Origin of the sequence: Stenotrophomonas sp. 2YAF22 (assembly GCF_052114665.1) — a bacterium.
Lineage (GTDB): Bacteria > Pseudomonadota > Gammaproteobacteria > Xanthomonadales > Xanthomonadaceae > Stenotrophomonas > Stenotrophomonas indicatrix.
Window position 1 is genome coordinate 1 of the sequence record NZ_JBFRFE010000791.1, and the last position, 1606, is coordinate 1606.

A 1606-nucleotide genomic window follows, 5' to 3' on the forward strand; every position below is an offset into this window, starting at 1 on the left:
GATTCGTCGCCCTGGCCGACGAGGTGCACGAGTTCGAATCCTTCCATTTCGATGCGCCGCTGCTGTGGCAGATGCACGGCCTGCATTCGCCGTGGCTGGACCACGTGTTCGTGCTGCTGTCGAAGCTGGGCTACGAGTGGTTCCTGATCCCGGCCGATGTGCTGATTGTCGGTGCACTGGCCTGGCACCGGCGTTGGCGTGAAGCGACCTTCGTGGCGGTGAGCTTCGTAGGGTCGGCGCTGCTCAACATGGGCAGCAAGCACTTCTTCCAGCGCGACCGGCCCAGCCTGTGGGAATCGATCGCGCCGGAATCCACGTTCAGTTTCCCCAGCGGCCACGCGATGGGCTCGATGACCCTGGCGGTCACCCTGGTGCTGCTGGCCTGGAATACCCGCTGGCGCTGGCCGGTGCTGCTGCTGGCGCCGTCGTTCAGCCTGCTGGTAAGCGTTTCCCGGGTCTATCTGGGGGTGCATTACCCCTCCGACATTTTGGCCGGGTGGTGTGCCGCGCTGGTTTGGGTGGTAGGGTGCTATCTGGTCATGTTCAGCCGCCGTCATCCATGGCGACGGCACGGTTCGCCGCCAGCGACGGCCAGCGAAGCGATCACGCAAGGGGAGTGACGTGGATGCCCTCCCAAGGGCGTCTACCTGAGGGACGGGTTGTTTCGTTGTAACGGGTTCTGCAGGGCAAGGGGCACGATCAGGCGTGAAGAATGTGATGCGCAAGGCAGAACGCCGGAATCGCGCAACATCCGCGCTTGCAGTGGTCAGGTGCTCCTGCCTAGGTTGACCCGTATTGGCCGCATTCGAAGAGGTACGTGAATGACGATTCGAGTCTACCTGGTGGATGACCATGCGTTGGTCCGCACCGGGATGAAAATGATACTGTCGAGTGAAACCGACATTGAAGTGGTGGGCGAGGCCGAAACGGGCGAAGACGCGCTGCCAGCGATCCGCCAGCTGCAACCGGACGTGGTGCTGTGTGATCTGCACCTGCCCGGCGTGAGCGGGATGGAAGTGACCGAGCGCATCGTCCGTGGCCACCGCAGCACGCGGGTGGTGATCGTGTCGGTGCTGGAAGACGGTCCGCTGCCCAAGCGCCTGCTCGAAGCCGGCGCCGCCGGTTACATCGGCAAGGGCTGTGATGCGCAGGAACTGCTGCGTGCGGTGCGCGACGTTGCCGCCGGACGGCGCTACCTGGGCACGAGCATCGCGCAGAACCTGGCGTTGTCCACCGTGGAAGGCAACGGCTCGCCGTTCGACAACCTGTCGCCGCGTGAGCTGGAAGTGGCGTTGCTGCTGACCCAGGGCCTGCGCCAGGAAGATATCGCCCGTCGTCTAAGCCTGAGCGCGAAGACGGTCAACACGCACAAGGCGCGGTTGTTCGAGAAGATGGGAATCCACGACAACATCGCGTTGGCGCGGATGGCCAGCCAGTACGGGCTGGTGGATCCGGCACGTCCGCTGTAAGGGTTTCGGCCAACGGCTGAGCCCCTCGCGGTGGTGCGACGGGATTCGTGGGGTTGGCCGGACGGATGGGCTGCGCAGGGGACGCTGCAAGTACGTCCATGTAAGCTCGGTCGCCGCATCCATGCGGCTCACGCCCC

At 64.4% G+C, this 1606-nt stretch carries 2 protein-coding genes; both read left to right on the plus strand.

Annotated elements, in window-relative coordinates:
• A partial coding sequence (locus tag AB4Y84_RS21160) for a phosphatase PAP2 family protein (protein WP_442250876.1) occupies positions 1 to 620 on the plus strand: 620 nt, incomplete at its 5' end.
• A gap of 201 nt (positions 621 to 821) precedes the next feature.
• Positions 822 to 1469, plus strand: coding sequence for a response regulator (locus AB4Y84_RS21165; RefSeq protein ID WP_025878804.1), 648 nt, complete (start codon positions 822 to 824; stop codon positions 1467 to 1469).
• The last annotated feature ends 137 nt before the right edge of the window (positions 1470 to 1606 follow it).